The organism is Filibacter tadaridae, assembly GCF_900609045.1.
Classification (GTDB): Bacteria; Bacillota; Bacilli; order Bacillales_A; family Planococcaceae; genus Sporosarcina; species Sporosarcina tadaridae.
Genome location: NZ_UXAV01000012.1, coordinates 48,393 through 74,910, shown reverse-complemented (window position 1 = coordinate 74,910; position 26,518 = coordinate 48,393). Strand labels below are relative to the sequence as shown.

The 26,518-nt window shown below is 44.5% G+C and carries 28 protein-coding genes; 22 read left to right on the top strand and 6 right to left on the bottom strand.

The annotated features are described in order from the left end of the window. The 7 genes from FILTAD_RS15715 to FILTAD_RS00675 form a co-directional block, all read left to right on the top strand. On the top strand, nucleotides 1-347 hold a 347-nt coding region (locus tag FILTAD_RS15715), incomplete at its 5' end, for a hypothetical protein (protein WP_160117534.1). 84 nt (nucleotides 348-431) lie between these two features. After that, complete coding sequence (locus FILTAD_RS00700) at nucleotides 432-1,634, top strand: DUF3238 domain-containing protein (protein WP_160117533.1); 1,203 nt, start codon at nucleotides 432-434, stop codon at nucleotides 1,632-1,634. A 366-nt stretch (nucleotides 1,635-2,000) separates the two neighbouring features. Next, complete coding sequence (locus tag FILTAD_RS00695; RefSeq protein WP_124068576.1) at nucleotides 2,001-2,939, top strand: ring-cleaving dioxygenase; 939 nt, start codon at nucleotides 2,001-2,003, stop codon at nucleotides 2,937-2,939. Nucleotides 2,940-2,952: 13 nt separating this feature from the next. Beyond that, complete coding sequence (locus FILTAD_RS00690) at nucleotides 2,953-3,564, top strand: alpha/beta hydrolase (RefSeq protein ID WP_124068575.1); 612 nt, start codon at nucleotides 2,953-2,955, stop codon at nucleotides 3,562-3,564. A 41-nt stretch (nucleotides 3,565-3,605) separates the two neighbouring features. Further along, the gene (wrbA, locus tag FILTAD_RS00685; protein WP_124068574.1) at nucleotides 3,606-4,226 is read left to right on the top strand and encodes an NAD(P)H:quinone oxidoreductase; all 621 of its coding nucleotides are present in this window, start codon (nucleotides 3,606-3,608) and stop codon (nucleotides 4,224-4,226) included. 160 nt (nucleotides 4,227-4,386) lie between these two features. Beyond that, entirely contained in the window at nucleotides 4,387-4,716 is a 330-nt protein-coding gene (locus FILTAD_RS00680) for a PadR family transcriptional regulator (RefSeq protein WP_124068586.1), read from the top strand. Nucleotide 4,717: 1 nt separating this feature from the next. Beyond that, complete coding sequence (locus FILTAD_RS00675) at nucleotides 4,718-5,476, top strand: DUF1129 family protein (RefSeq protein WP_124068573.1); 759 nt, start codon at nucleotides 4,718-4,720, stop codon at nucleotides 5,474-5,476. Between the two features lie 66 nt (nucleotides 5,477-5,542). On the opposite strand, the gene FILTAD_RS00670 is transcribed toward FILTAD_RS00675, so the two are convergent. The 4 genes from FILTAD_RS00670 to FILTAD_RS00655 all read right to left on the bottom strand — a co-directional run bounded on the left by FILTAD_RS00670 (nucleotide 5,543) and on the right by FILTAD_RS00655 (nucleotide 9,800). Beyond that, the gene (locus FILTAD_RS00670; RefSeq protein WP_124068572.1) at nucleotides 5,543-6,085 is read right to left on the bottom strand and encodes a hypothetical protein; all 543 of its coding nucleotides are present in this window, start codon (nucleotides 6,083-6,085) and stop codon (nucleotides 5,543-5,545) included. 275 nt (nucleotides 6,086-6,360) lie between these two features. After that, on the bottom strand, nucleotides 6,361-7,770 hold the full coding sequence (locus FILTAD_RS00665; protein WP_124068571.1) for a sensor histidine kinase: 1,410 nt from the start codon (nucleotides 7,768-7,770) through the stop codon (nucleotides 6,361-6,363). Continuing rightward, complete coding sequence (locus tag FILTAD_RS00660) at nucleotides 7,767-8,468, bottom strand: response regulator transcription factor (protein ID WP_124068570.1); 702 nt, start codon at nucleotides 8,466-8,468, stop codon at nucleotides 7,767-7,769. The genes FILTAD_RS00665 and FILTAD_RS00660 overlap by 4 nt, the downstream gene beginning before the upstream one ends. A gap of 171 nt (nucleotides 8,469-8,639) precedes the next feature. Beyond that, nucleotides 8,640-9,800, bottom strand: coding sequence for a S1C family serine protease (locus FILTAD_RS00655; RefSeq protein WP_124068569.1), 1,161 nt, complete (start codon nucleotides 9,798-9,800; stop codon nucleotides 8,640-8,642). A gap of 273 nt (nucleotides 9,801-10,073) precedes the next feature. On the opposite strand from FILTAD_RS00655, the gene adh reads away from it, so the two are divergent. Next, entirely contained in the window at nucleotides 10,074-11,615 is a 1,542-nt protein-coding gene (gene adh, locus FILTAD_RS00650; RefSeq protein ID WP_124068568.1) for an aldehyde dehydrogenase, read from the top strand. A 15-nt stretch (nucleotides 11,616-11,630) separates the two neighbouring features. Next, on the top strand, nucleotides 11,631-11,987 hold the full coding sequence (locus FILTAD_RS00645; RefSeq protein WP_124068567.1) for a DUF779 domain-containing protein: 357 nt from the start codon (nucleotides 11,631-11,633) through the stop codon (nucleotides 11,985-11,987). A gap of 277 nt (nucleotides 11,988-12,264) precedes the next feature. On the opposite strand, the gene FILTAD_RS00640 is transcribed toward FILTAD_RS00645, so the two are convergent. Beyond that, the gene (locus FILTAD_RS00640) at nucleotides 12,265-12,657 is read right to left on the bottom strand and encodes a thiol-disulfide oxidoreductase DCC family protein (protein WP_124068566.1); all 393 of its coding nucleotides are present in this window, start codon (nucleotides 12,655-12,657) and stop codon (nucleotides 12,265-12,267) included. 194 nt (nucleotides 12,658-12,851) lie between these two features. On the opposite strand from FILTAD_RS00640, the gene FILTAD_RS15710 reads away from it, so the two are divergent. The 5 genes from FILTAD_RS15710 to FILTAD_RS00620 all read left to right on the top strand — a co-directional run bounded on the left by FILTAD_RS15710 (nucleotide 12,852) and on the right by FILTAD_RS00620 (nucleotide 16,670). Continuing rightward, on the top strand, nucleotides 12,852-13,022 hold the full coding sequence (locus FILTAD_RS15710; RefSeq protein WP_160117532.1) for a hypothetical protein: 171 nt from the start codon (nucleotides 12,852-12,854) through the stop codon (nucleotides 13,020-13,022). A gap of 239 nt (nucleotides 13,023-13,261) precedes the next feature. After that, on the top strand, nucleotides 13,262-13,600 hold the full coding sequence (locus FILTAD_RS15905; RefSeq protein ID WP_203229608.1) for a hypothetical protein: 339 nt from the start codon (nucleotides 13,262-13,264) through the stop codon (nucleotides 13,598-13,600). Between the two features lie 52 nt (nucleotides 13,601-13,652). Continuing rightward, a complete protein-coding gene (locus FILTAD_RS00630) occupies nucleotides 13,653-13,838 on the top strand; it encodes a histidine kinase (protein ID WP_124068565.1) in 186 nt (61 codons plus the stop codon). Nucleotides 13,839-13,973: 135 nt separating this feature from the next. Beyond that, on the top strand, nucleotides 13,974-14,564 hold the full coding sequence (locus FILTAD_RS00625) for a biotin transporter BioY (RefSeq protein ID WP_124068564.1): 591 nt from the start codon (nucleotides 13,974-13,976) through the stop codon (nucleotides 14,562-14,564). Nucleotides 14,565-14,987: 423 nt separating this feature from the next. Continuing rightward, complete coding sequence (locus tag FILTAD_RS00620; protein ID WP_124068563.1) at nucleotides 14,988-16,670, top strand: DUF5336 domain-containing protein; 1,683 nt, start codon at nucleotides 14,988-14,990, stop codon at nucleotides 16,668-16,670. A gap of 45 nt (nucleotides 16,671-16,715) precedes the next feature. Here FILTAD_RS00620 and FILTAD_RS00615 read toward each other — a convergent pair whose 3' ends face one another. Continuing rightward, nucleotides 16,716-17,303, bottom strand: coding sequence for an N-acetyltransferase (locus tag FILTAD_RS00615; RefSeq protein WP_124068562.1), 588 nt, complete (start codon nucleotides 17,301-17,303; stop codon nucleotides 16,716-16,718). Between the two features lie 418 nt (nucleotides 17,304-17,721). Here FILTAD_RS00615 and FILTAD_RS00610 point away from each other — a divergent pair, with 418 nt between their 5' ends. The 8 genes from FILTAD_RS00610 to ispF all read left to right on the top strand — a co-directional run bounded on the left by FILTAD_RS00610 (nucleotide 17,722) and on the right by ispF (nucleotide 26,480). Then, complete coding sequence (locus FILTAD_RS00610; RefSeq protein ID WP_124068561.1) at nucleotides 17,722-18,192, top strand: CtsR family transcriptional regulator; 471 nt, start codon at nucleotides 17,722-17,724, stop codon at nucleotides 18,190-18,192. Nucleotides 18,193-18,222: 30 nt separating this feature from the next. Further along, nucleotides 18,223-18,780 (top strand): UvrB/UvrC motif-containing protein, encoded by a 558-nt coding sequence (locus FILTAD_RS00605; protein WP_238988104.1) that lies wholly within the window; start codon nucleotides 18,223-18,225, stop codon nucleotides 18,778-18,780. Then, on the top strand, nucleotides 18,770-19,858 hold the full coding sequence (mcsB, locus tag FILTAD_RS00600) for a protein-arginine kinase McsB (protein ID WP_124068560.1): 1,089 nt from the start codon (nucleotides 18,770-18,772) through the stop codon (nucleotides 19,856-19,858). The genes FILTAD_RS00605 and mcsB overlap by 11 nt, the downstream gene beginning before the upstream one ends. Nucleotides 19,859-20,072: 214 nt before the next feature. After that, nucleotides 20,073-22,541: an ATP-dependent Clp protease ATP-binding subunit gene (locus FILTAD_RS00595; RefSeq protein WP_124068584.1), complete on the top strand. Its 2,469-nt coding sequence runs from the start codon at nucleotides 20,073-20,075 to the stop codon at nucleotides 22,539-22,541. Nucleotides 22,542-22,619: 78 nt separating this feature from the next. After that, nucleotides 22,620-23,993 (top strand): DNA repair protein RadA, encoded by a 1,374-nt coding sequence (gene radA, locus FILTAD_RS00590; RefSeq protein WP_124068583.1) that lies wholly within the window; start codon nucleotides 22,620-22,622, stop codon nucleotides 23,991-23,993. Nucleotides 23,994-24,173: 180 nt separating this feature from the next. Next, a complete protein-coding gene (locus FILTAD_RS00585; protein ID WP_124068559.1) occupies nucleotides 24,174-25,274 on the top strand; it encodes a PIN/TRAM domain-containing protein in 1,101 nt (366 codons plus the stop codon). Between the two features lie 38 nt (nucleotides 25,275-25,312). Then, nucleotides 25,313-26,011 carry a 2-C-methyl-D-erythritol 4-phosphate cytidylyltransferase gene (ispD, locus tag FILTAD_RS00580; RefSeq protein ID WP_124068558.1) on the top strand — a complete coding sequence of 233 codons (699 nt, stop codon included), beginning with the start codon at nucleotides 25,313-25,315 and terminating at the stop codon, nucleotides 26,009-26,011. Beyond that, nucleotides 26,004-26,480 carry a 2-C-methyl-D-erythritol 2,4-cyclodiphosphate synthase gene (gene ispF / locus FILTAD_RS00575; RefSeq protein WP_124068557.1) on the top strand — a complete coding sequence of 159 codons (477 nt, stop codon included), beginning with the start codon at nucleotides 26,004-26,006 and terminating at the stop codon, nucleotides 26,478-26,480. The genes ispD and ispF overlap by 8 nt, the downstream gene beginning before the upstream one ends. The last annotated feature ends 38 nt before the right edge of the window (nucleotides 26,481-26,518 follow it).

Sequence of the window (26,518 nt, the reverse complement as noted above, 5' to 3'; positions counted from 1 at the left end):
CCCGCGCCGCGCTCAATCACGCACTCGAACCGATCAAACCGGGGTGCGCCGCGCTCAATCAAGCACTCGAACCGATCAAACCGGGGTGCGCCGCGCTCAATCACGCACTCGAACCGATCAAACCGGGGTGCGCCGCGCTCAATCACGTACTCGAACCGATCAATCCGGGGTGCGCCGCGCTCAATCAAGCACTCGAACCGATCAATCCGGGGTGCGCCGCGCTCAATCACGCACTTGAACCGATCAAATCGAACCCCAGCGCGCTCAATCTCCCGCCGGAAATACGCGTCCCATTCTTTTACAAAGAATCCCCCAGTGGTAGTTCTATTGAATTCAGAAACAAATAAAACTGTAACAAACTTTTACATACCTGCAATATGGGTATTCTAATTGTAGGCATACCACGTACCAAGAGAGGAGGCTTGCGGATTGTGAATAAACTAGCTTTCGAAATTAAGACGGTAACGCATGTACCTGATTCGATTTCATTCACATGGAATGATACGGGTGGGGTATATAAAGTTTATAGAAATGGTAAGCATGTCTATGAAGGAACGGCGCCAGAATTCAGTGATGGTGATATTAAACATGCAAAAATGTATAACTATACAATTGAACGTATTGAAAATGACAATGTGGTCGATGTCATTGCATTACAGACATCCGCTTTTGCGGAAAAAAAAGATAAAGAGAGTCCGCTCCAATCCCTTGTACTGACAACAATTGTTGCGAAGACACAAATTGCTTTGTCCTGGGAAGAAATTCAGGACGTCGAGGACTATGCAATTTACCGTAATGGCACATTAATGAACACGACTGGCAAGAATTATTATATCGACCGGGATTTTTCTTTGGATGAAGGGTATACGTATGCGATTCATTCAACGCGTCCACTTGCCAAGTCGGAAGAGCGAATGAATATAAGTAACTCCGTCATCTCAAAAGTTTTTGGCACCTTGAATCCTTTTTCGTCAAAGGAAGAAGCGACAGATGAAGAATTCATCGTGACAAAGCTGATTGCGGAGCCGAAGGAATTGTTGACCCCAGTCGCAGTAAGAAAGCGCAAACCGAACATCGATCGCTGGCGATTTCGCTACACAACATTTTTGCCGGATGAATGGGTACGGAATCCGAATGTTTTGTCGCCCAATCATTATTTCAAAGGCGATGGAAGAGGATTCGATGTGAACGGAAAAAGCTATCGAACACGGGTCGATATCAATCTGGCATATGACTTGGATGGCGCTCCGCTTACAGTTACGAAAGGCGTCGGGGAGTCCGTTGCGTATAGTCATTTGAAGAGGGTGCGCCAAAAAGAAACTGCGCCAAGCGAAGGAATTGTCCTTAAACGGATGGATCACCGAAAGGAGGAAACCGGATTCCTTTTGACGCACGCAGTCGGGAATCCACTGACAACGGCTCCCGAAATCGATTACGAAGTCAAGTCTGTCATGCGTCGTGATGGTACATTCGATATGACGGGTTATCACAATCAAGCCCCCCATCACGAAATTTATATGATGCGCGGCGATCAAGGCAACTGGATTCCGCTGCACCAAGCCGAAAGTAAAGGCCTCGCGTATATGTCTAACGTAGTCGCCTGGCAATACTGGCGCGTTTCGAGTTTCGGGTGAGGGTTGCCCTTATTTCCGGAAACTGTCATGACAAAAGTGGAAACTGTGAGGAGAATTGTTGGAACTGTAATGGCTCCCGAGAACTGTCATGGCAAAAGTGGAAACTGTAAGGGGAATCGTTGAAACTGTAATGGCTCGCCGAAACTGTAATGGCAAAAACGGAAACTGTAAGGAGAATCGTTGAAACTGTAATGGCTCACCGGAACTGTCATGGCAAATCGGGGAACTGTAAGGAGGACCCCCAAAACTGTCACGGCAACCGCCGACGCAAATTCAAAACACCTTACGAAACAAACTAATTGCTAGTTAAAAAATAGCGTGCTATGATTATCTCGAATTCAAGATATCTCGAGGAGGCGGATGCAAGTGGACAAAAAAACAATGGGAATTCATCATATTACGGCCATTGTTGGCCATCCTCAAGAAAATGCAGACTTTTACGCTGGAGTCCTTGGATTGCGATTAGTTAAGAAGACCGTGAACTTCGATGACCCTGGAACGTATCATCTGTATTTTGGCGATATAAACGGTACACCTGGGACGATCATTACATTTTTCAACTGGGCTGGCGCACGCCAAGAAAAAATCGGTGATGGGCAAGTCGGCGTAACCACGTATGTTGTGCCAACGGGGGCATTTTCTTTTTGGGAACAACGGTTGCAGCATTTTGCAATTGATTTCACAAAAGAGGTGCGTTTCGGTGAGCACTACTTGGCTTTTGAGGATCCGCATGGCCTACAACTTGAACTTGTGGAGCGGGAAGCGGGAGACCTGAATGAATGGACATTTGGCGGTGTGACGCCGGAAGTTGCTATCAAAGGGTTTGGTGGCGCGACGCTGTACTCTGCTGAACCGACTCAAACAGGTCAGTTGTTAGAAAATGTCTTAGGGTTTGAGAAGGTTGGCGAAGAGAATGGACTGATCCGTTTTCATTCGCAAGCAGCTATCGGTAACGTCATCGATTTAAAAATGACTTCTACTGGTCGGGGCCAAATGGGTGTGGGAACAGTCCATCACATCGCATTCCGTGCAGAAGATGATGCTGATCAGCTTGACTGGAAAAGGCATATCGGTGCAAATGGCTTTAACGTCACGCCCGTGCAGGACCGGAATTATTTCAATGCAATTTATTTCCGGGAGCATGGTGGGTTGCTGTTTGAAATTGCGACGGATCCGCCAGGCTTTGCACATGACGAATCTGAGGAAACAATGGGTGAAAGCTTGATGCTTCCGATTCAATATGAACAACATCGCGAGAAACTGAAATCGATTTTGATACCCTTTGATGTGCGGGAAATCGAATGAGGGGGTTATGTAGATGAAACATATCTTCAAACAAGGCACTAATCCGACGAAGCCGGTTCTGTTGTTATTACATGGGACGGGTGGAACGGAGCAGGATTTATTGCCACTAGCGTATTTAATCGATCCGGAAGCTTCGGTTCTTAGTGTTCGAGGGAATGTGTCGGAGAATGGCATGCCGCGTTTTTTCCGAAGACTGGCAGAAGGCGTGTTCGATGAGGAAGATTTGATATTCCGTACGGAGGAATTAAACCAATTTCTTGATGAATCATCTGTAGAACATGGCTTTGACCGTTCCAATATACTCGCGCTCGGTTACTCGAACGGGGCAAACATTGCAGCGAGCCTGTTGTTCCATTACGCAGGCTCTTTAAAAGGTGCGATGCTACATCATCCGATGGTACCGAGACGTGGCATTGAGTTGCCGGATTTGACGGGGGTACACGTATTCATTGCTGCAGGGAAAAATGATCCAATCTGCCCGATGAAAGAGTCCGAGGATTTGGAAGAACTACTTCGTGGTGCTGGTGCAGAAACAGCGGTCCACTGGGGTATGAGCGGCCATTCGCTGACACAAATGGAAGTCGACGCGGCGGCCGAGTGGTATCGAAAGACAGTTAACGCATAAACAGGTTACCAATAAATTCACTTATAAAGGGGACGGAAAAAATGACAAACACAAAAACAGCAATCGTATACTACAGCATGGGCGGCACAAATTACCAACTTGCGCAATGGGCGGAAGAAGCTGCAAAAGCAGCGGGTTCTGAAGTGAAAGTTATGAAAGTGGCGGAAACAGCACCACAAGCGGCAATCGATTCAAACGAAGCTTGGAAAGCGCATGTTGAAGCAACAAAAGACGTACCTGTAGCAACTCCCGACGATCTTGCTTGGGCGGATGCAATTATTTTTAGCGTACCAACACGTTTCGGTAATATGCCGGGTCAAATGAAGAATTTTATTGACACAACAGGTGGACTTTGGGCTCAAGGCAAGCTTGCTAATAAAGCAGTCAGTGCAATGTCCTCAGCACAAAATCCACACGGTGGCCAAGAAGCGACAATCCTTTCCCTTTACACAACGATGTACCACTGGGGAGCAATCGTTGCAGCACCGGGTTACACGGATGCTGTTACATTCGCAGCCGGCGGTAACCCATATGGTACAAGTGTAACGGTTGGCCAAGACGGTAAAATCGTTGAGGACGAAGCAGCAATAAAAGCAGCTGTCTCTCACCAAGCGAAACGCACGGTGAATGTTGCTGCGGCGTTGAAACAGTTGGAAGCATAATCGTTTAAAATGGAAAGCCGACCTGTTATGGGTCGGCTTTTTTGTTGTGGATGAAAAGCAATTGAAAAGAGGTTCATCTATCTTGCTATACAAAGTAGTGGACGGTTTAATTTGTGCATACTATAGTGTATTACAAGATAGTGTGGAAGAGGTGAACAAGATGGCTTCATCTAGCCAGATGCTTAAAGGGGTTTTGGAAGGCTGTCTTCTGGCAGTCATCAGCAAGGGGGAGACATATGGCTACGAGATGATTGAACGGTTGCAGAACTATGGATTGACGATGGTAAGCGAGGGAAGCATCTATCCCGTTCTCATGAGAATGCAGAAGGAGGGGCTTGTGTCGACAGTGATGCGGCCATCCCCGAATGGACCGAAACGTAAGTATTATTCGCTTACCTCGGAAGGTAGAAGCGATCTGGAAGAATTTAAGGAGCGTTGGGAAATCCTTTCAAGTGGTGTAAATACATTGATGGAAAAGGGGAAGGTTTAGTATGAAGCTGTCAAAGAGAAGTGATGAATTTGTAAAGAATGTACGCTTGTATTTAATGACATCTGGTAAAAATGAAGATGAGATTGAGGAAGTGGTAGAGGAACTCGTGGATCATCTTGTCGAGCTTGAACGCAGGGGGAAGAGTGTGGATAGTATCACAGATGGATCACCTGCTGCGTATATGGAGTCTCTTGAAAAGGAGATGACGAGCGATTACGGATCCTGGCTGAAATATATTCCGATTTTTAGCCTGTTGGTCATTGCATACACAGTGATTGGATCGGCACTGAAAGGTACATTTGAATTGAATAGTATTCAGTTAATCGGGGTCCCACTTATTATCCTTCTTGCGGTCTTTGTATATTGGCTATTATTTAGACAGATGGCAAAGAAAGAATGGGGGAATACAAAGAGTTTCTTCGGAGCGTTCATGGCAGTAATTACTGTCAATCTCCTTTTTGTGGCTATCATCCTTGCAAGTTCCTATCTAGTGGAACCGTTTTACGTAGCTTCACCGGCTGTGAATAAAGTGATTGTCGGCATCTGCATACTTGCATTTATCGTTGGAGCTATTGTGTTAAAGCAGTGGTTTGTAGCGATACTTCCCGTTTTTTTATATGGACCCGATGTGGTATTCAACTATACGGCGTTGAGCGAAACGGCAAAGCTGATTGGGAGTTCAATTCTATCAATGGTGCTGATTCTAGCCATGCTCGTCGTATATATGTTTATTTATAAAAAGCGTGCTACAGGGGCCTGAATAGTAGTGTGAAAGTCTAACATGCAAATAAAGCCGGCCTGCGGTAGGTCGGCTTTTGAAATCCATTCATTTCCCCTTTGCGGGTCTTGGCCAGATGAAATACGAAATTGAAATCACAAAGTCGATGCCAAGAACGAGTGACCAAACTTTCAATGTTCCTGAAAAGGCTTCGGTTCTTGCTGGGTCATCAATCAGGTAAATCATGACGACAAGGAAGGCGGCACCGATGATATAAGCAAGCAGATGTTGAAGCGTGCCTTTCATGGAATGTCGCGCATAGTCCATGCCAGTTCTACGGACAGGTTTTTTGCCTTGCCTTTTTACGTAATAGAGAAATCGTTCGTCTGCCCAGCGGATCATGCTCTTTCCGAAAGCGATTGATACACCGAGATAAACAGCTGCAAGTGCATGAACTTGGGTAGCTGTTGCTCCGTTATATAGGTCGGTGGCGGTGACGGTGAGCAAAACAAGGTCGACAACAGGCGTCAGTGCCAAAAAGAATAAGCCGAGTTTTTCTTTTTTGAAGATATACCGGGTTAGTAGTCCAAGCAAAATGACGACCCAGAAGCCGATTTCGCACGCGACGATTGTCCAAGCGATGAAATTCATGTACGTTCCCCTTTTTAATAAAGTTGTATTAGTTAAGTGTATCATCGCCACGGAAAATTATCACTGGCATGAGGCAAGTTATCACTGACTGATTGGGTTTTATCACCACCATGAAGCGAGTTATCACCGACAGAACAAAGTTTATCACCGCCATGGAGCGAGTTATCACCGACTGGACAGAGTTTATCACCGCCACGAAAAGTTATCACCGACAGAACAAGTTTTATCACCGCCACACAAAAAAAACGGAAAAGCCAACTAGCTTTTCCGTTCCACTATCCTTCCTTTGGCAATAAAATCGAGAATTTCGTCCCCTGCCCTCTTTCACTCGTCACCTCAATTGTTCCTCCGTGCATGGTGACAAGTTGCTTCACGATGGACAGCCCCAGACCAAATTCGCCGTAGGGGTTTGATGTGCGCGACTCGATGGCCTTGTAAAATCGGCTCCAGATTTTTTCGATTTCTTTAGCATCCATGCCAATGCCGGTATCTTCGATTTCGATAATGGTTCCATCGTCATTTGCAAACCCGCGTAAATGGATGGTACCTTGCTCTGTGAATTGAATACTATTCTTCGTAATGTTGATTAGAATCTGTGTGAGCCTGTCGTAATCGGCAACTACCTCTACGGTTGGGTCCGCAGTAACCACGATTTCATTTCCCCGCTCCGTAGCCACACTTGTTAGCTGTTCCTTGATGATCTCAAACAGTTCGACCAGTTGGATGTCCTGTTTAATGAGTGTCACTTGATTAGCACGAATCTTTTCGTAGTCCAGGTTTTCATTGACAAGACGGATGAGTCGCATCGTTTCGTTGCTGGCGAGTTGCAGCCCTTTTTCTTTTTCGGACTCTGAAATCATGTCATTTCGCAGGCCTTCGACAATGCCGCGGATGGTCGTCAATGGAGTTCGTAATTCATGTGAAACATCTGCCATGAACTGGCGTCGCCGGTTTTCAAGCACTTCAATTTCCTCCATCGAAGCGTCTAACTTCTTGACCATACCATTGAAGTCGCCGGCAAGCTCACCGATTTCGTCGAAGTCCGTCGACGGTATGCGCACGGAATAATCCCCTTGGGCAACCGCTGAAGTGGCTTCCTGTAACCGTTTAATGCGCCTGACGTGGAAGTTGGAAAGAAACCAGCTGAGCAGCAGCGCAATGATGAGTGCGAAAATCGTTGTGTAAATTAAATACGTATTCATCTGCGAAATGACTTCCCGTGATCCTTTAATAGGGGATGTCAGTAGAATTCCACCGACAAACTGATTGTTCACAATGTAGGGAAGTAAAACGAATGTAACACCGACGTCAAACCGTTTAAAATCCTGTTTCACGGTGACTGTATGGCCGTGTTTGATATCGTCCCATTCTTCTTCATTTAATTCGATTAAAGGCGTTTTTAATCCCGTTGAATAAATAATGACAGATTTCTCATCGAATAGACTGTATTGGATGTGATGACCATCGAGTACGTGGCCGTAAGACTTCAGGAGTGCGTTGGAATTTCGTTGGTCGCGCTCGATATCCTTTAAAATATTACGCCCATAGGTTGTGAGTTCCTCGGTTTTATTGTCATAGACGAATTGCTCCACGTAATGGGAAAAGAGCAGGCTCAAAAGTAGGAATGCAATGACGATGACGCTGATATGGCTTACTAATTGCTGGTAGAGATACCTGACTTTCATTTCGTTTCACCGGTCGTTTCATCGAATCGGTAGCCGACTCCCCAGATGGTGTGGAAAAACGGATGCGCTTCGCTTGCGATTTTTGTACGGAGACGCTTGATATGCACGTCGACGGTTCGGTCATCTCCGTAAAAGTCAAAACCCCACACCCGATCAAGAAGTTGTTCGCGTGAAAATACCTGTTTGGGATGCTGCACAAAATGAGCGAGCAAATCGAATTCTTTTGGCGTTAAGTTTTGAATGGGCTTGCCGTCGACGAGTACTTCCCGCGTGATGGTGTTTATTTTAAAATGTGCTGTTTCAATGACGCCTTCTTCTTGAGTGTCTTCTTTTGTTGTTGCGTATCTGCGTGTGACAGCTTTAATGCGAGCCATAAGCGCAAGCGGACTGAAAGGTTTCGTTACATAATCATCTGCGCCCATTTCAAGGCCTACCACTTGGTCCGATTCGCTGTCTTTTGCGGTCAGCATGATGATGGGGGTGGCGGATTGTTGATCGCGAAGTTTCCTGCAAATCGTGACGCCATCCATGCCTGGCAACATCCAGTCTATGATCAAGCAGTCCCATTCATTGTCCCGGGCCCGACGATAGCCTTCTAATCCATCCTTGATGAAGGTCCCCTCGATGCCCTCTTTCGTGAAAAAAAGTCCAATCATGGAAGAAACACTTTCGTTGTCCTCGATGACTAAGATTTTCATTGGGTACACATCCCTTCATGTAGTGCTGTTCTATTAAAATTAAATTGAATAGGGGAATTAAGCAACTGCGAAGTGTCTGTTCTTGCCGATGAACAGAAAAATGACCAAGTGAATTGTCCGTTTCACTTGGTCGGTATTCCCGGTAGTTAGAGGTTGTTCCGTATATCGTTATTATTCCGTTGTCGCTGCATTACTCGTAAGCATCACTTCGACTGTCTTCGTTTCTGCCCCACGGTAAATTTTGAACGTTGCTTTGTCGCCGGCTTTCAGGTTTGTATAAAGGAATTTCCGTAATTCGCTTGAGCTTTTCACTTCTGTATCGTTGATAGCTGTAATGACATCCCCAACTTCAAGGCCTGCTTTCCCAGCGGCGGATTTTGGATCGATTGTCGCCACCATCACGCCTCCTTTAACTTCTTTAGGAAGGTCTTGCAAATAGTTGCTCGGCACTTGGTTCAGCTCTGCAAGCCCAACCCCGATGTACGGTCGTTCAATCTTACCGTTTTTCGTCATTTCTTTCACAAGCGGAATGACATCATTACTCGGAATGGCAAAGCCAAGGCCCTCAACGCCGTTTTCCGCGATTTTCAAGCTATTGATGCCGATCACTTTTCCTTCTTCGTTTAACAAAGCCCCGCCGCTATTTCCAGGGTTAATGGCCGCATCTGTTTGAATGACGCTCATTTCCCATTCGCCGGCAGACGTCTTCACGCCGATTGAACGATCGACGGCACTGATAATTCCTTTTGTTACGGTGCCAGAGAAATCAAGGCCGAGCGGATTTCCGATTGCGACGACTTGATCACCTGCACGGAGCGACTCCGAATCACCGAATTCAAGAACGGTATCTGCATATTTTGCATCAATCTTCAGTACTGCAAGATCGCTTAAGGCATCTTTGCCGACAAGTTCGGCTGTCGTTTTCTCACCGCTTTTGAGGACGACTTCAATTTTTTGTGCTCCCTCAATGACATGATTATTTGTCACGATGAATGCCTTGTCATTATCAATGTTATAAATGACCCCTGACCCTGAACCACTTTCCACAGTTTTCGTTTCTTCTGCAAATCGATTGCCCATTTCTTTGTAATTGACAATCCCGACAATCCCACTGGAGGCGTGCTCCACCATGTCTGAAAGCGATTCAGTGGGTTGTTTCGTGGATGTTTGCTGTACAGCATAGGGTGCTGCTTTTTCTGTTGTAGGTGTAGCCTCTTGCTGTGGGTTGCTGTTCAACCAATCTGTATTCGTTACAACGCCCAACGTCAATACCGAACCTAGGATGCCAGCACCGACTGTCGATAAAAACCATTTTCCTTTTGAACTTTCCATTGTCTAAAACCCCTTTGTATTGATGAATTAACTTCATCTTACGAGGTAAATATGAACAAACTATTAAAGAAGTTTCAATACAATGAGAAAAGCCTTCTGCAAATACTATAATAATATAAAGTTGCAATGTTCAATGTAGTCTGACAGAATTAAAGAGTAGAAAACTTTTTTATTTGCAATGAAATGTAAGCGTGTACAAATTATCATACGACTGACGGATGCGGCATAGGATGTTCCTGTGTGCAAAACGCAACAAACAAGGAGGAATGGAAAATGGTACAAGCTGTAGAGAATGCAATTTATGCTTTTCCGAATACAGATGGTGCAAAGGTAAATTATAAGGATCGTTATAATAACTTCATCGGTGGGAAATGGACAGCCCCTGTGAAGGGACAGTATTTTGACAATGTAACACCTGTAACAGGTAAGAAATTCACTGAAGTGGCACGTTCAACCGCTGAAGACGTCGAACTTGCGCTGGATGCGGCACACGCTGCAAAAGATGCATGGGGGAAAACGTCCGTAACGGTACGCTCGAATACGTTATTGAAAATTGCCGATCGCATGGAACAGAATCTGGAAATGCTCGCGGTCGCCGAGACATGGGATAACGGTAAAGCGGTCCGTGAAACGTTGAATGCGGATCTACCGCTTGCCATCGATCATTTCCGTTATTTTGCAGGGGCAATCCGCGCGCAAGAGGGCGGTGTCAGTCAGATTGATGAGGATACAGTAGCCTATCATTTCCATGAACCAATCGGCGTTGTCGGTCAAATCATTCCGTGGAACTTCCCGATTTTAATGGCTGTGTGGAAACTTGCGCCGGCACTTGCTGCTGGAAACTGTGTTGTGTTGAAACCGGCTGAGCAAACGCCGGCATCTATTTTAGTACTGATGGAATTGATTGAAGATTTATTGCCACCGGGCGTAGTGAATATCGTCAACGGTTTCGGCCTGGAAGCAGGAAAACCGCTAGCATCTAGCTCGCGTATCGGTAAGATTGCGTTCACAGGTGAAACGACTACGGGCCGTCTAATCATGCAATATGCATCTCAAAATGCCATTCCTGTGACACTTGAGCTTGGCGGGAAATCGCCTAATATCTTCTTCGAAGACGTTGCGGATGCAGACGATGCATTTTTCGATAAGGCTGTCGAAGGCTTTGTGATGTTCGCGCTCAATCAAGGCGAAGTGTGCACATGTCCATCTCGTGCACTGATCCAGGAATCCATTTACGATAAATTCATGGAACGCGCAATTGAGCGTGTAAAAGCGATTAAAGTCGGGAATCCATTAGATCCAACAGTCATGATGGGTGCGCAGGCATCCACTGAACAGATGGAGAAGATTCTGTCTTACTTGGATATCGGAAAGCAAGAAGGTGCGGAATGCCTAACAGGCGGGGAGCAGAATAAGTTGGGAGGCGAGTTGGAAGACGGGTACTACGTCCAGCCAACTGTGTTTAAAGGGAATAATAAAATGCGTATATTCCAAGAAGAGATTTTTGGCCCTGTCCTTTCCGTCACGACGTTCAAAACGAAAGAAGAAGCACTTGAAATCGCGAATGATACATTGTACGGATTAGGTTCGGGCGTGTGGACACGTGATACGAATACAGCATACCGTTTCGGACGTGGCATTCAAGCTGGTCGCGTATGGACGAACTGTTATCATATGTACCCGGCGCATGCTGCATTTGGCGGCTACAAAGCGTCCGGTATCGGGCGTGAAAATCACCTGATGATGCTTGAGCATTATCAACAGACAAAAAATATGCTCGTAAGTTATAGTGAAAATAAGCAAGGATTCTTCTGATAGGAGGGGGTGTAGATGACTGAGCGCGTAATCGCAACCGACGCTGCACTTGCACTCATTGACTTTTTGAAGGAAAAGCATGGCCCGCTTATGTTCCACCAATCTGGGGGTTGTTGCGACGGTTCCTCTCCGATGTGTTATCCCAATGGGGAATTGATTGTTGGTGATCAGGACATACTTCTTGGCCACATTGGGGAAGCGCCGTTCTATATGCATAAAAACCAGTTCGACTATTGGAAACATACACAGCTCATCATTGACGTTGTGGAAGGACGAGGTGGCATGTTCTCACTCGAAGGCGTCGAAGGAAAACGTTTTTTGACGAGGTCCCGCGCATTCACGACCGAAGAAAATAGCCAACTGCAACTGTAATAATCACCAAAACCCCTTTCTGAGGAAAACTCGGAAAGGGGTTTTGTCGTTGGGTAGAAGTAATTCCGCTGATGATCAAACAAGGTGAATTATGTTCTATCTAGAATGAGTAAATAATTATTCATACAAACTTAGCGTAGGCGCCTTAACAGGGGTAGCCGAAGCCACAAGACTGATGGTGGATCTGTCTGGCTTGTGGCGGGAGGCAGCCCCTAGCGCCGCAGCGGATTCAATGGAACTTTTCAATTTAACATGCCCCGAACGAAAGTAAAAATCTTTAAATAAACCGTTTCCTCTCATCCGGTGATGGCAACATACAGGCGTCTTCTTTTTTACCGAACCATTTATAACGATTAGTTGCCACAATGTCATAAACGCCGTCACGAATTCTGCTAGGTATGAGTATAAATAGAAACAATAGATGCCATAAACCGTCCAGTTTTTTTGCAATACGAAGCGCAGCTGAAGACTTTGTATAGGCTTTCCCTTTTTCGATAAGCACCAGACTATCGACATCTGCCGGGATTTTATATTCTTTAACGAGTTCCTGGCCCTTTTCGCTTTGTAATGAAGAAAAAACAAAATGAGCGTAAGGATCACGCTTTATAATGAACTGTACACTTGAATCACAGAAATTACACTCACCATCGAATAACACAATCTGTTTCATCGAACATCCTCCCTCATTAAACAAATTCAGCATCCTTCACTTACTATAGCCTTTTATGGAAGCGATGAAACAGCGGAAAAGCCTGAAATTTGACTACATCAGAAAATTTGGTATACTAGTAGTAACATAAACTGAGTATCTACTTTTTCCTATCGCATTTTGCCACGGTAAAATTGTTGAGGAGGATGATTAGGATGGAACAGTTGCCGGTTGATCAAACCGAAATGGAGTTGCGAAAAGACCAGGACTTTAACGCACTCTTAAAAATGATTGGCGAAGGCAGTCCGATTCATGAAATCCATATGGAAACCATGGACCAACTACGAGACTTTCAAGAACATGAACTTCCGCCGGAATATCAATGATAAACACCCGCAAAAATCACACATCTGGTGCCAGTTACTGACGCCGAATTCAATGTACTAAACTTTCGTTCGATCCATATACTAGACACTTTTGAAAGAGTTATCCAAAATGGATGGCTCTTTTTTAATTTGAATCAAATGCCAGCTTCTGTTCGATTCATTATTAATCCTACTACCTATAGTCGTAAGCCCGCCTGCTTTCTTTATTTTCACATGTACTAGATAGAGGAGGTGAGAGCATGATGCAACAATGGAACAATCATGACCACATGATGCAGGGCGGAAACTATCACGGTAATATGATGCACGGAGGTAACTGGAATAACGGTATGGTGCAACCTGTTGTATGTCCAACACAATATCGTTGCCACGATCAATTTATGCCGCGTGAAGTCCCTTATATCCATCCGATTGTCAATGTCAATCGCCAACACATTGTTGAAGTACCGCAACATTATTACACGGAAACAACACAAAATGTGATGGGTGAAACACTCCAGGCACGACCTGGTTTTGGTCCACAATCCGGCGGCTACGGACCGCGGGGTGGTGGAAGAGGCCGTAGACGGTGGCGATAAGCTGAAAGTATGGTAGAATATAGCTACCATATGAATCAGAAGGTGAACCTAAATGAGAGCGTTTAAATTTATCATTCCAATCATGTTGATTGTCGGGGCGTTCGGCTGGATGATGTTAAGTAAAAATTATCAAGAAGTCCCCGAGCAATCACGTCTATTCATTACACTAGGCGCAATGGTTTTAAGTGGGGTTATTTCGTACTTCCTCTTTCCGAAAAATGAAGGCGAAAAATCCTAAAAGAGCGACCGATGGCAGATACTTGCCATCGGTTTTTTTTATGTTAATTTGAGTCAACCTTTTTAAAAATATAGGTTGACATATAATGTGTTAACTCTTAATCTGAAATAGATAACCAAAGAAAAGAGGTGTACTATGACAACAGCTACAGTAAAAACAAAAACTCGAATGAGTCCTTTAAACCTTGTATATAGTGCAATGTTTGCTGCACTAATGATGATTGGCGCCAACATTACCGCATTCGTTCCCTTTTTAGTCGTGGCAAATGTACCGATAACATTGCAAACATTTTTTGCAATTCTGGCAGGACTTCTATTAGGTAGCCGAATGGGTGCAACAGCAATGACCGTTTATATGTTCATCGGACTTGCAGGTGCACCGGTTTTTTCAAGATTCAGCGGAGGATTCGGCTCGATTATCAGTCCGACGTTCGGATTTGTCGTTTCATTCATTTTCACGGCATATCTGGCAGGTAAAATCGTAGAAAAAGACAGTAAGTTAAAAGGCTATATAATCGCGGCACTTGTAGGGTTGGTTGTAAACTATGTGATTGGGACGAACTGGATGTACGCAGCTTTTAAAACATGGGCATCTGCTCCAGAGATTTTCGGTTACAAAGTGGCCTGGGCAATGATGATTCCTCCACTTCCGAAAGACATCATACTTGCCGTGCTAGCAGGTATTTTCGGCCACCGCATGCACAAAGTACTGAAAGTGAAGCGCTAATATCACACCGGATTCAAGGCGACGCCCGCGGAAAGTGAGTACTGGAACGAAAAAGCAACTGCGCTTTTTGACGTTATAAACTTTCGTTTGTTCAATATAGTGCATTTCCTACTGATTCGTACATACCCTATGGAAAATGTATGTAAAAGCCATCAAAAACACTTAGGTAAAACCAGCGTAGGCGCCTTCATAGTGGTAGCCGGAGCGATAAGTCTGACAGTGATCTTCTGTCAGGCCTATCGCGGGAGGCATCCACGAAGCGCCGAAGCGTATTTGAAAGGGATTTCTAGTCCTGGTCTCAGTGACTTCTCCACTAACGGGGAAGTCCATTTTTATTTTTCATCCGAAAAACGAAACGATTACCTGTTAAGTTCGTATAGTAGATATGAACAAAATATTTAAAAGAGAAAAGAGTGTTTTTTGATGGTCAATTTACTTATTTTTTCACTCATCGCAGGGTTAGTAGCCGGCTTGATAATTATCCCGTTTACGTCAGGGAATACAGAAGAAAAAGCGGTTATTCCGGTCGGTCGATGGACGGCGATGGCAGGAACGGTTGTGTTATTCACAATCATTGTATTCGGTTTTTATTATTTAACGAACATGGATCGGAATTGGACTTCTTTGTGGATAGTCCTGCTAGTCGTTACCCTTTTAGGGGCAATTGTGGCGTCTGGTAAAGAACGTAAGCTTAAGGTTATTCTATTTTTGGCGGCACTTGTTTTTGGTGCATATATCCTGAGTGCGCCTCTATTCAACGCAGATAAAAAATACAAAGCAGTTGAAATGACACAGGAAGTGGAAATTACGGCTTTCGATGAAACGAAAACACCTGCGAGCGTACCGCCGAAATTTGTACGCAATAAAATGAAAAAGGCATTCGGTCAAGTACCGAATACAAGTTATTATGAACTTGGCAATCTACAAATACAAAAAGTGGGCGATGAATTTGTCTACATTGCACCCGTCGAGTTTTCAGGATTCTTCAAATGGTTAAATGGTAAAACAACGCCTGGTTATTTCACGATGAGCGCGACTGACTCAGCGGATAATCCGAAATTCATGAAATCTGAAATGGCCTACACACCATCTTCCTATTTCCATAAGCAAGTGGAACGCCATATGCGTATGGAAACGCCGAACCTTATTTTCTTCGGCGATGCACAGCTTGAAATCGATGACGAAGGAAAACCATTCTATATTCGGTCATACGGGAATTTCATTACTGCGCGTAATGGTTTCGATGTAAAAGGTATTGTAACTGTCGACCCTGCGTCGGGTGACGTGGAAAAATACGCACTTGCCGATATTCCCCAATTTATAGATGGAGCGGTTTCACCTGAAGCGGTCAGTCTTCAAAACAGTTACTTTGGTAATTATATTCACGGTTTTTGGAATTCAATCGTTGGAAAAAAAGACGTGAAATTGCCATCTGATGAAGGAACTGAGGCAAATGTCAGCCCAATCTTTGATAAAACCGGGCATATGTATTATTTCACTGACTTCACAAGCCCGAAAGAAGGCGTCGATTCGATGCTCGGTTACGCGTTGACTGATGGGCAAACAGGAGAGGCGACTTATTATACTGGAAACCTTGAGGAATCCTATATGGATTCACAAGGGGCACTACAAATTATTGAAAAGAAATTCATCGAAAAGAAATGGTCCGGTGAAATGCCAGTACTCTACAATTTTTATGGCGAGGCAAGCTGGTTGACGCCGGTACTTGATTCCAACGGATTTTTGCAGAACTACTTTATCGTATCTGCTGCCAATCCGGAAATCTCTGCTTACGGTAAATCGCCGAACGAAGCTTTGAAGTTGTATAAGACGGCGTTGCAACGTGGAGGAAGTACTGTGGATGGAAGTTCGAGTGCTGAAGAGGCCAAGGCGACAGTAACCGTTAAACGCGTATTTAAAGAGCGTGTCGGTGACTTCACCCTTGTATCGATTTTAGCCGAAGACGGTCGGAGTTTCCTTGTATCCACTGAAGCTGTGCCACTTGCGGTTTATGTGCAAGAAGGCGATAAACTGACGATGACATATCAGGAAACCGGAGAACTATTCCTACCGGTGAAGGAATTGACGAATACTACAATTGAATAAACGGAAAAAGAGCCGAAATCCCAAGGGACTTCGGCTCTTTTTTTGTTATGTGAGTGCGGGAGTATAGGATGCGAGAATATTTTTCTTGCGTTTAGTCTGAAAGACGAGAACTTTATCCGTTGGTTCGTATTGATCGCCGTAAAATGTCTCATCCTTATACGTATGAATTTCCTCGTACGTTTGTTTCATCGCTTCATAAGCACTTTGCTCATCCGCATCGGAGGGTGACCAGAATAGAATTTCCATTTCTGTTGGTTCACCTGTCGCAAGAGAGCGACGGCAATAGCCAATCCGCTGCGCATGATGGAATTGCTCGCGTGCGTAAAACTTCAGACGTTTTTCAGTATCCGTGTCTTCATAATCGACAGGTTCGACTTCCAAAATAATCGGTTTACCTTTTTCTTTTAATGAAGTGAGAAGTTTTCGGCCAAGGCCAGCGCCGCGTGATGCTGATGATACAAATAGGTAATCGACAAATACGAATGTTTCCGTCTCGACATACATGAGCACATGATGAGGTCCTTCTTCTTTCATGTAAACATTTTTCTTGTCGTTCAGCAATGCGTCCATGTGTTCCTTAGACTTCATTTCTTCAATCGGGAAATACTCGCTTAACTTTTCGTACCAATTCATAAAGTATATCTCCTCCGGTGGTATCGTTGTACCTGGAGCTTTTTGTTTGGGGGTCTTACTATATATATGTTGACATAAAGAATCCTATCAACAACGCTCAGCGCTTGGGGGTGCCTTCCGCAATAAGCGAGGGCAGAAGACCGCTGTCAGTCTTATTGCATCAGCTATCCCAGTGAGGCGCCTTCACTGAAGATTATATAGAATCATTAGTTCAACATATATAAAGAGAGGAAAAAAGAGGTCATAAAAAAATCCTCATCTTTAGTATATACCCACGCTACGCGTTTCGAAACCATTTCCCCTTAATCTTTTTTATCGATTGCATATAAATTGCATCGGGTACGTTTATTCCTGTACAATTAAGTCAAAGATAGTCAAAGTCAACGGATTATCACCTGGAAATGAAAGAGGTGAAGAAATGCGAAACATTTCTGACATTATTGAAGGGTATTTAAAGACGATAATCGAAGAAGAACAGAACGGGGTAATTGAAATTAAACGCAATGAAGTTGCCGATAAGTTTCAATGTGTTCCCTCCCAGATTAATTACGTCATTAAGACCCGCTTTACGGTGGAACGTGGGTATGCGGTTGAATCGAAACGTGGCGGTGGTGGATATATCCGTATTTTTCGCATACAAACGAACTCGCATAAAGAGTTAATCGAACATATTGTAGGAAGCATCCAAGAGGGGGCTTCCCTTACGATGGCAGAGGATGTCGTTTACAGACTGATTGAAGAAGATGTTGTTTCGGAACGTGAATCCAGGCTCATTCTCGCTGCTGTCGACCGGACAACGATTAACCAGCCACTCCCCGAACGTGATGTAACACGTGGACGCATTTTACAAGCTATGCTTTTGACGCTTTTATATGAGCAGATGAATTAAACAGCCAATTTAATTGATATGAGGTGGCATATGATGATATGTGAAAACTGTAAAGAACGACCTGCTTCGGTTATCCTGACCCAAGAAAGTAGTGGAGGTTTGATGGAACGTCACTTATGTGAGAAGTGTGCTTTCCAATCCCAAACATTTCAGTTTGATCCGAATCAGGAACCGTTATCGATTCAGCAATTCCTTTCCCATTGGTTTGGTGGAGCCGATCCATTCCAAGCACCGCAACAAAACAGGGGAGCGGCAAATCATGGGCCTGAATGCTCATCATGCGGTTTGACTTTCTCTAAATTTCTTGACATCGGAAAGTTTGGTTGTGCTACGTGCTACGAAACATTCAAAGTCCAATTACCGAGTGTTTTAGGAAAACTTCATAACGGCCATTCTGTACACGTCGGGAAAATTCCGATTTCATTCAACGAAATCTATTCGGTTAAAAAGAAGATAGAAGAACTGAGAGTCAAGATGAAAGATGCTGTGGATTCCGAACGATTTGAAGAGGCAGCAGTTTTGCGCGATGAAGCAAATGCATTAAAAGCAGGCCTTGATAATGGAGGTGACGTATCTGATGTCGATTGAAAAGTTCATGAGAAGTGCAGTGACGGGTTGGATGGTACCACATGGGGAAGACTCGGATATTGTCATGTCAACAAGAATTCGTCTTGCGCGTAATTTGACGGGAATCTACTTTCCGATTGCGTTTACGGAAGAAGACGCAATGACGGTTGACAAGGCGGTTTCGGGCGTACTGCTTGATTCTGCTGAAACAGGGTATTCTTATATGAAAATGGCAGATTTGCCTGTGTTGGAACGTCAAGTGCTTGTCGAAAAACATTTGATTAGTCCAGGCCTAGCCAATCCCGACCGTTACGGTGCAGTCATCCTTTCAGATGATGAAACGATAAGTGTAATGGTAAATGAGGAAGATCATATCCGAATCCAATGTATTTGCCCGGGACTTCAGCTTGAAGATGCATACAAGCACGCGGACTTGGTGGACGATCAGCTTGAAAAAGAACTTGCTTATGCATTCGATGAAGATTTTGGCTACTTGACTAGCTGCCCCTCTAATACAGGAACAGGAATGAGGGCCTCGGTCATGATGCATTTACCAGCCCTAACGATGACAAAGCAAATAAACCGGATTGTTCCAGCTATTACAAGACTCGGTCTGGTTGTACGTGGCAGTTATGGAGAAGGAAGCGAAGCATTGGGTAACATTTACCAGATATCAAATCAGACAACGCTAGGTAAGACGGAAAAAGAAATTCTAACGGACCTTAAAAATATTACGGTCCGACTCATCGCACATGAACGGAAGTCCCGTGAAATACTACTTTCGAAATCACGCGTTGCGCTAGAAAACAAGCTGTTTCGTTCGCTTGGTACAATTCTTTACGCCCGTTTACTGCAGACCGGGGAGGCGGCGCGCTGTCTATCAGACGTTCGCTTAGGAATAGACCTTGGCATCATTGAGGACATCAACATGTCAATTCTGAACGAGTTAATGATTTTTATGCAACCCGGGTTTCTTCAACAGTATGCAGATGCAGAACTAACCCAGGAGGAACGGGATACACTTCGAGCTAAATTGTTTCGCGAAAGGCTACATGCGGAAAGTACCTCCAATTCAATCGGGAAAAGTGAAGACGTCTGAGCAAGTATTTTGCACGTGGATTTGATTTTCAGTATGATTAGGTCAGAGATGGTCAAAGTCAATTTTCAGAATAAAGGAGTTCTACACGTTCTAGTTGAATAGATTATAAAAGAGAATACTTTTTCATAAACTGAGCTAGAATGTAGAATTCACTTGAGTAATGTATGTGTGTTAAGGGAATTGATAGCATATAGATAGAAGGAGAGGAATGAATATGATGTTTAATCGATTTACACAACGTGCCCAAAAAGTGTTGCAACTCGCCCAAGAAGAAGCGATTCGGATGAAACATGAATCCATCGGAACTGAACATATCTTGTTAGGACTTATCCGTGAAGGTGGCGGAATTGCCGCAAAAGCGCTTGAGGCAATAGACATCAGCCTTGAAACGATTGAACAGGGCGTAGAAAAGTTAGTTGGCTCTGGTACAAAAGAAGTCGGACCGATTGTCCATTACACACCACGCGCTAAAAAAGTAATCGAACTATCGGTTGACGAGTCCCGCAAACTAGGACATTCATACATTGGAACTGAACATATTCTCCTTGCGCTAATCCGCGAAGGTGAAGGTGTGGCAGCACGTGTGTTGAATAATGCTGGCGTTAGTCTAAACAAAGCCCGTCAACAAGTTCTTCAACTTCTAGGAAGTAACGATAGTTCTGCCAACAGTCAAGGTGCACAAAATTCTGCAGCGACACCGACTTTGGATAGTTTGGCACGTGACTTGACAGAAGTGGCGCGCGAGGGTTCGCTTGATCCGGTTATTGGACGCGGCAAGGAAATCACACGAGTTATCGAAGTATTAGCACGCCGTACGAAAAACAATCCTGTCCTTATCGGAGAACCAGGAGTGGGTAAAACAGCTATCGCTGAAGGACTCGCCCTGCAAGTTGTGAACAATGAAGTGCCTGAGATTCTGCGTGATAAGCGGGTTATGACACTTGATATGGGTACAGTCGTTGCGGGTACGAAATACCGTGGAGAATTCGAAGATCGTATGAAAAAAGTGATGGAAGAAATCCGACAAGCGGGTAATATTATCCTTTTCATCGATGAATTACACACACTCATTGGTGCAGGTGGAGCTGAAGGTGCCATAGACGCATCCAACATTCTTAAACCGTCACTAGCACGCGGTGAATTGCAATGTATTGGTGCCACTACGCTTGATGAGTACCGAAAATACATTGAAAAGGATGCTGCACTTGAACGACGTTTCCAACCCATCCAGGTCGACGAGCCGACAGTAGAAGAAACGGTTCAAATATTGTATGGTTTGCGTGACCGTTATGAAGCACATCACCGTGTGAAAATTACGGATGAATCCATTGAAGCGGCAGCGAAAATGTCCGACCGATATATTTCCGACAGATTCCTTCCCGACAAAGCGATTGACCTAATCGATGAAGCGGGTTCAAAGGTTCGCTTACGTTCATACACAACTCCGCCAAACCTGAAGGATCTTGAATCTAAATTGGAAGCCATCAGACATGAAAAGAATGCGGCCGTTCAAAGTCAAGAATTCGAAAAGGCAGCTTCATTCCGCGACAAAGAGCAGAAGATGAAAGAAGAGCTTGAAACAACGAAAACGGAATGGAAAGAAAAACAAGGTAAAAAAGAATCCTCAGTAACTGTGGATGATATTGCCGAAGTTGTAGCGATGTGGACGGGAATTCCTGTTGCGAAAATCGCGGAAACTGAAAGTGTTAAATTATTGAACATGGAAGAGATGCTCCATGAAAGAGTTATTGGTCAAAGTGAAGCGGTGACAGCTATTTCCCGGGCAATACGTCGCGCCCGTGCTGGCCTTAAGGATCCGAAGCGGCCGATTGGTTCATTCATCTTCCTTGGTCCAACTGGCGTTGGTAAAACCGAACTTGCACGTGCGCTTGCTGAGGTCATGTTCGGAGATGAAGATGCGATGATACGTGTAGATATGTCCGAGTATATGGAAAAGCATTCGACGTCACGTCTCGTTGGGTCACCTCCAGGTTATGTTGGTTATGACGAAGGGGGTCAATTGACGGAAAAAGTTCGTCGTAAACCTTATTCAGTAGTACTTCTCGATGAGATTGAAAAAGCGCATCCTGATGTCTTCAATATACTCTTGCAAGTATTGGAAGACGGTAGATTGACGGATTCAAAAGGACGCACAATCGATTTCCGCAACACCGTCGTCATTATGACTTCGAATGTCGGTGCGGAAGCATTGAAGAAAAACCGTTATGTCGGCTTCAATATTCAAGATACGAATACCAACTATGAAGGTATGAAGGAAACAATGCTTGAAGAGTTGAAAAAAGCATTCCGTCCTGAGTTCTTGAACCGTGTAGATGAAATGATTGTCTTCCATTCACTTGAAAAAGAACATTTACGTAAAATTGTTACGCTTATGTCCAGGGAGTTGTCGAAGCGTCTTTCCGAGCAGGATATCGAACTGGAATTGACAGAGGATGCGAAGCAGAAAATTTCTGAGGAAGGATATGATCCCGAATACGGTGCACGTCCGTTACGTCGGGCACTTCAAAAACATGTTGAAGACCGTCTGTCAGAAGAGCTTTTAAGTGGGACCATCCTAACTGGCGGTAAAGTCATAGTTGACGTGGAAAACGATGAATTCGTCGTTAAGAAGGATACAGTCGTGGAAAAAGAAAAAGAAAAAGTTGAAGTAGCAAAAAAATAATAAGTGAACTGGATAGTCCATCCGCCAACTGTTATTTTCGGCGTTGATGGGCTGTCCTTTTCGTATATGGAGGATTTTATGGCAAAAAGAAAGTCGAAATTCATGTGTAAATCATGTGGTTATGAATCGGCGAAATGGATGGGGCGTTGTCCTGGTTGCGGAGAATGGAACACGATGGACGAGGAAGTTGAAGTTGTTCAAAAAGGACCGCGTGGTGCATTCCAGCATAGTGACAATACACGCCAAAAAGCGATGCCGATTAGCACAATCGAAACGATGAAAGAGCCGCGGATCGATACAGACTTGGACGAACTAAATCGCGTGCTTGGTGGCGGAGTTGTACCCGGTTCCCTTGTACTCATCGGTGGTGATCCGGGCATCGGGAAATCTACGCTACTTCTTCAAGTTTCATCTCTTCTTGCGAATAAAGGGCAACGTGTCCTTTATATTTCAGGAGAGGAGTCCATCCGACAAACGAAGCTGCGTGCTGAACGTCTCGGTGTTGCTTCGGATGAACTTTACATCTACGCCGAGACGGATCTTGGGTTAATTCACGATACGATTGCGGATGTAAACCCTGCGTTTGTTATCGTCGACTCTATCCAGACTGTCCATCATCCGGAAGTGACTTCTGCACCTGGGAGTGTCACGCAAGTGCGGGAATGTACGGCGGAGTTGATGCGTATTGCAAAAACAAAAAATATAGCCATCTTTTTAGTTGGTCATGTGACAAAAGATGGTCAGATTGCCGGTCCACGAATTTTGGAGCATATGGTGGATACCGTTCTCTATTTCGAAGGGGAGCGTCACCATACGTACAGAATTCTACGGAGTGTTAAAAACCGTTTCGGTTCAACAAATGAAATCGCTATTTTTGAAATGCTGCAATCAGGTTTGAAGGAAGTGCTGAATCCATCAGAGTTGTTTTTGCGTGAAAGATCTCTTGGAGGGGCAGGTTCAACTGTTGTCGCTTCAATGGAAGGGACGCGTCCCATTCTTGTAGAGATACAAGCGCTTGTCACGCCGTCGAGCTTCAATTATCCGAAGCGTATGGCGACAGGGCTTGACCAAAACCGCGTATCACTTCTTATGGCTGTACTTGAAAAACGAATGGGAATGCTATTACAAGCACAAGATGCTTATATTAAAGTCGCGGGTGGCGTAAAACTGGATGAACCTGCGATTGATCTTGCAGTTCTAATGAGTATTGTTTCAAGCTATAGGGATCTTGCGGTGGGGTTATCTGATTGTTTCATCGGGGAAGTAGGTTTGACAGGTGAAGTACGACGTGTATCTCGTATTGAACAGCGTGTCACGGAAGCTGCGAAACTTGGCTTTGATCGTGCGGTGATACCTTCTTCAAATCTTGGTGGATGGGATTATCCGGAAGGTATCAAAGTCATTGGCGTCGAAACCGTAAGCGATGCACTTAAAATTGCTTTCAAAGAGTGAATGGTAGGAATTGCGGGGCTTTCTTTTTGACAGCCCTGTACTTTTGGGAAAGGAAGCTGGAACTTCGGACGTTGTAAAGTAGTCTTAATAGGATGGACATGTATTATCTATGCGCGTTAGGTTAATCGGAGCGTTAGGCAGATAAAACATGTATAATTGTGAGAAAAGGAGGTGGTTCGTATGTTGAAAAGAGTTGTCCAGATTGCATTCCTGCTAGTCGGTGGCACGCTTGGGGTTTTATTCTTACCGAATTTATTTATTTTATTTTCTTTTACTTCGTCCCCATTTATAAATAACCCCTATGTGTCCGCTGTTCTTGGTGCAGCAATACTCTATCTGATTGGCTTATTTTTAACAGAACCCATTGTCAACTTTATTAAATGGATGGAAGAACGTTTATTGAAAGCACCGATATTTGACTTGTTATTTGGTACGATTGGTCTAATAGTCGGGTTGATTGTAGCGTTTTTGATTAGTTTTGGATTAAGCGGTATTGAAATTCCGATTATAACGTCTGTATTGCCTATTCTCTTATCAATCATTCTTGGTTATCTCGGATTCCAAGTCGGCTTTAAGAAGCGCGAGGATTTCATCCATGCGGCTCAATCGGTCAGGAGCCCGGTACCTAAAAAGAAAGATGCGGATGAATTGCCTGCATCTACAAACAGCAAGTTAAATAAAATTCTCGATACAAGTGTTATCATCGATGGACGGATTGCCGACATTTCAGCAACTGGATTTCTTGAAGGGGTGCTCGTCGTTCCTCAGTTCGTGTTGACGGAACTCCAGCATATTGCCGATTCATCGGATACGTTGAAGCGCACAAAAGGAAGACGTGGATTAGATGTATTAAAACGTATGCAAACAGCTGATGGACCTACTATTCTTATTACGGATGAGGACTTTACGAATGTATCCGAAGTTGATTTAAAACTTGTACATCTTGCGAAAAGCATGCAAGGGCTAGTTGTGACGAATGATTTCAATTTGAACAAAGTTGCAGATCTGCATGGAGTGGCTGTCTTAAATATAAATGACCTTGCAAATGCAGTGAAGCCGGTAGTCATTCCGGGTGAAGACATGCATGTCGTCATCATTAAAGATGGTAAAGAATACAATCAAGGCGTCGCATATTTGGATGATGGGACCATGATTGTAGTGGAAGAGGGTAAGTTCCATATCGGAAACGCAATCGATGTAACTGTGACGAGCGTGTTGCAGACATCTGCTGGACGAATGATCTTTGCGAAGCCGAAGAATGGAAAGCACACTAGAACATAAGGTTTTTTGCAATTTATAATAGATGGGAAAGATGGATTGTGGACTATACAGTTATGATGCCGGCAGCTGGAAGTGGACAACGGATGGGTGCAGGTTTTAATAAGCTTTTTTTGAAATTGGGTGAAAAACCGATACTCATTCACACGTTGGATGTGTTCGAGAAAGATCCGGCTTGCATTGGAATTATCCTTGCGGTGAAACCAGAAGAGCGCGCGGATATCCAAAATGCGCTTGAAAAGTTCATGATTACAAAAGTGAAAGCGTTAGTGGATGGTGGAGGAGAACGTCAATATAGCGTAGCGGCATGTATACGCGCGTATACGGATAATGGCATCGTCCTTGTCCATGATGCTGCCAGACCATTCATCCGCCGTTTAGTTATCCGGGAACTTGTACGGATGGCTGCAGAGCATGGAGCGGCGATAGCCGGTGTACAGGCGAAAGATACGATGAAGTTTGCACCAGGCGGCATCGTCGAAGAAACGGTGGATCGCGAGAAGTTATGGATTGTTCAAACTCCACAAGCGTTTCGCTATGACTTACTGGCGAAAGCCTCGGCGCAGGCTGAACAAGAAGGTTTCCTTGGTACGGATGAGTCGATGCTAGTTGAACGCATCGACCACCAAGTCCGAATTGTAGAAAGTACGTATGATAATGTGAAAATGACGACACAAGAAGATCTCGTCTTCGGGGAAATCTTTTTGGGTAGACGTCGACAGGAGGATAATGATGTTTAGAATTGGACAAGGTTTTGATGTGCATCAATTTGAAGAGGGACGCCCACTTATCATTGGAGGGTTGACCATCCCGCATGACAAGGGATTGACGGGTCACTCCGATGCAGATGTTTTATTGCATACCATTACGGATGCAGCACTCGGAGCAATCGGCGAAGGGGACATAGGCCGTCATTTCCCTGATACGGACGCGGCGTTTAAAGACGCGGATTCAGCGGTGCTTTTGCAAAAGATATGGGAACTTGTAGAAAAAAAGGGCTATAAACTTGGAAATATCGACTGCACAATCATTGCGCAGAGACCGAAAATGGCTCCCCATATCGGGGCAATCCGTGAACGTGTCGCAGGTCTGTTAAAAGCGGACGTAACCCAGGTGAATGTAAAAGCAACAACGACGGAAAAGTTAGGTTTTACGGGACGGGAAGAAGGAATTGCCTCAATGGCAACCATTTTACTTGTACAGGCATAACGCCTTTCAAACAATCCCGACCAGTGGTAAACTAAACA